The following is a 2,797-nucleotide window of genomic DNA, read 5'->3' as shown; positions in this document are numbered from 1 at the left end:
GTGTGGGGAAACATATCGACCGACTGGATATACTGGAGGTCATAGACTTTTACTAGTTTAACCAAATCTCGCGCTAAGGTCGAAACATTGCAGGATACATAGACCATTTTGTCTGGAACGTAGGTCAGAATGGTTTCCAACAGCTTATCATCTAAGCCTGTACGAGGAGGGTCAACTATCAAGGCATCCGCTCGGTAGCCATCACATTAGAACATAAAAGAGAGGTTGAACCTCTCTAAATTTATTTTTCTTCACTCATTTTTGATTTCACTTCATTATAAGATAGTGCATGGGATTCCTCTTCTACTGTCTCAGGCATTTTTCCTGTTTCGTAAAGAGATTTAATCTGTGTACTATCTAATGTTTCGTATTTCAACAATGCTTCTGCAATCAACTTATGAGTTTCACGATTTGACTGAATGATTTCAGCTGCTTTGTTTCGTGCCTCATTTAATAATGAACGAACTTCCTCATCAATCTCATAGGCTGTTTGTTCTGAAATTGATTTTTGAGGACTTTGTGCACCAAACATAGCATGATTACCTTCGTATTGAACTGGGCCAAGTTTTTCACTCATACCGTATTCAGTGACCATTGCACGCGCCATCTGTGTAGCTTGTTCAAAGTCATTTGAAGCTCCTGTCGTTTGGACATTAAAGATAATCTCTTCAGCTACACGACCACCCATCAAACCTGCTAATTGTTCTTTCATGTCTTCCTTAGATAGAAGCATTTGATCCTCTTTCGGAAGCGCAATCATGTAACCACCTGCACGTCCACGTGGTACAATGGTAACTTTATGAACAACACGGGCATTTGACAAGACTAAACCAACAATAGTATGTCCAGCCTCATGATAAGCAACCAATTCCCGTTCTCTTTGTGATACTGTTTTATCCTTCTTAGATGGTCCAGCAATCACTCTGTCTTCTGCCTCATCAATATCTGAAGCATCAATGACTGACTTGTTGCGACGGGCTGCAACCAAGGCTGCCTCATTTAGAACATTTTCCAAGTCAGCTCCCACAAAACCTGGAGTTTGTTGGGCAACTAGTTTCAAATCCACATCGTCTGCCAGAGGTTTATTTTTAGCGTGAACTTTCAAGATTGCTTCACGACCTTTAACATCAGGGCGACCAACTAAGACTTTTCTATCAAAACGTCCTGGACGGAGAAGAGCTGGATCTAGAACATCTGAACGGTTCGTCGCAGCGATAACAATAATTCCTTCATTTCCCTCAAAACCATCCATCTCAATCAAGAGTTGGTTCAAGGTTTGTTCACGTTCATCATTACCTCCACCAAGACCGACACCACGTTGGCGACCAACGGCATCAATTTCATCGATAAAGATGATGGCTGGCGCTGCTTTTTTTGCATCCTCAAAAAGTGAACGAACTCGGCTAGCCCCAACTCCGACAAACATTTCTACAAAGTCCGATCCTGAGATGCTAAAGAATGGAACTCCTGCTTCTCCAGCAACCGCCTTAGCAAGTAAGGTCTTACCTGTTCCCGGAGGTCCCTCTAAAAGAACACCCGCAGGAATACGCGCACCAAGTTTGGTAAATCGTTTTGGATCTTTTAGGAATTCAACAACTTCAACTAATTCTTGTTTTTCTTCCTCGGCACCTGCAACATCTGAAAATCGTACCTTGATATCTTCTTTGTTAGCAGCTTTGGCCTTGCTACGTCCAAAACTCATTGGATTTCGGCCACTATTTCCTCCCATATTTCCCATCATAGAGAATAAGAAGAAGAAAAGAATAGCAAATGGCACAACAGAGACAAGGATATTGATCCACATACCGCTTGAACTCTCATGTTTGACTGTTACTTCTGCCTGATGTTCAGAAGCAAGTTTTTGCAATTCTGAAACTGTTGAATCAGACGGAAGAATAGTACTTGAGAATCTTTCTACTGTTGTAGCTGTAGGAGTGAAAAATTGAATTCCCGTTTCTTCTTTACTAGTCTTAGGATTTTTATAAACACCAGACACTTCAATGATGCTACCATTTGGCTGATAGGTTAATTCTTTTACATTGTCTGCAGTAATTTCTTTTACCAGTTCTGTATAGTTAATTTTTTCGCTTCGTCCAGCAGTATTTCCAGAGTAAAAATACTGGAATCCTGTCACTAGGAAGAAGATAATTAACAAGTATAGAAATGGATTTCTAACTAAACCATTATTTTGTTTTTTCATTAAAGATAAATCTTTCTAATTTGAATAAACTTCTTCTTTCAATACTCCGACATAAGGAAGGTTACGATAATTTTCTTTATAGTCCAAACCATAACCTACTACAAACTCATTTGGAATAGTAAAGCAAGTGTAATCCGCTTCAATTTCAACAACACGTCCCTCTGGTTTGTCTAACAAAGTCGCGATTTTAACAGAAGCTACTTCTCTTGCAATAAACATATCTCTCAAACTCTTCAAAGTTTGACCCGTATCAATGATATCCTCTACAAATAAAACATGTCTTCCTTTGATATCTTGAGTCACGTCTTGCTTGATATTGATGACACCACTACTTGCTGTTCCACCATGGTAACTAGATACCATCATGAAGTCCATCTCGATATGCGTATCAATATGTTTGACCAATTCAGCCATAAAAGGAATCGATCCTTTCAGAATTCCAATAAGAATTGGATTTTTCCCCTCATATTCTTTTGTTAGTTGCGCACCTAGCTTTTTAGCTGCTTCTGTAATTTCATCATGTGAAACGAGGATTTTTTTAATATCGTGTTCTAACATCTTTTTACCTATCTATTTTTTCTATATAAATCACAGTGT

At 39.1% G+C, this 2,797-nt stretch carries 2 protein-coding genes and 1 pseudogene; all 3 read right to left on the bottom strand.

The window, feature by feature from the left end; genetic code table 11:
• Positions 1 to 203: pseudogene (locus tag GMD6S_RS12340) on the bottom strand (23S rRNA (uracil(1939)-C(5))-methyltransferase RlmD); the annotation flags it as partial.
• Between the two features lie 38 nt (positions 204 to 241).
• Positions 242 to 2,200, bottom strand: coding sequence for an ATP-dependent zinc metalloprotease FtsH (gene ftsH, locus GMD6S_RS08710; RefSeq protein WP_000744588.1), 1,959 nt, complete (start codon positions 2,198 to 2,200; stop codon positions 242 to 244).
• A 15-nt stretch (positions 2,201 to 2,215) separates the two neighbouring features.
• A complete protein-coding gene (gene hpt / locus GMD6S_RS08705; protein ID WP_000889405.1) occupies positions 2,216 to 2,758 on the bottom strand; it encodes a hypoxanthine phosphoribosyltransferase in 543 nt (180 codons plus the stop codon).
• Positions 2,759 to 2,797 lie beyond the last annotated feature (39 nt).

This window comes from Streptococcus sp. GMD6S, assembly GCF_000297015.1.
The sequence above is the reverse complement of the archived record's forward strand: the minus strand, read 5'-3'. Positions and strand labels throughout refer to the sequence as shown.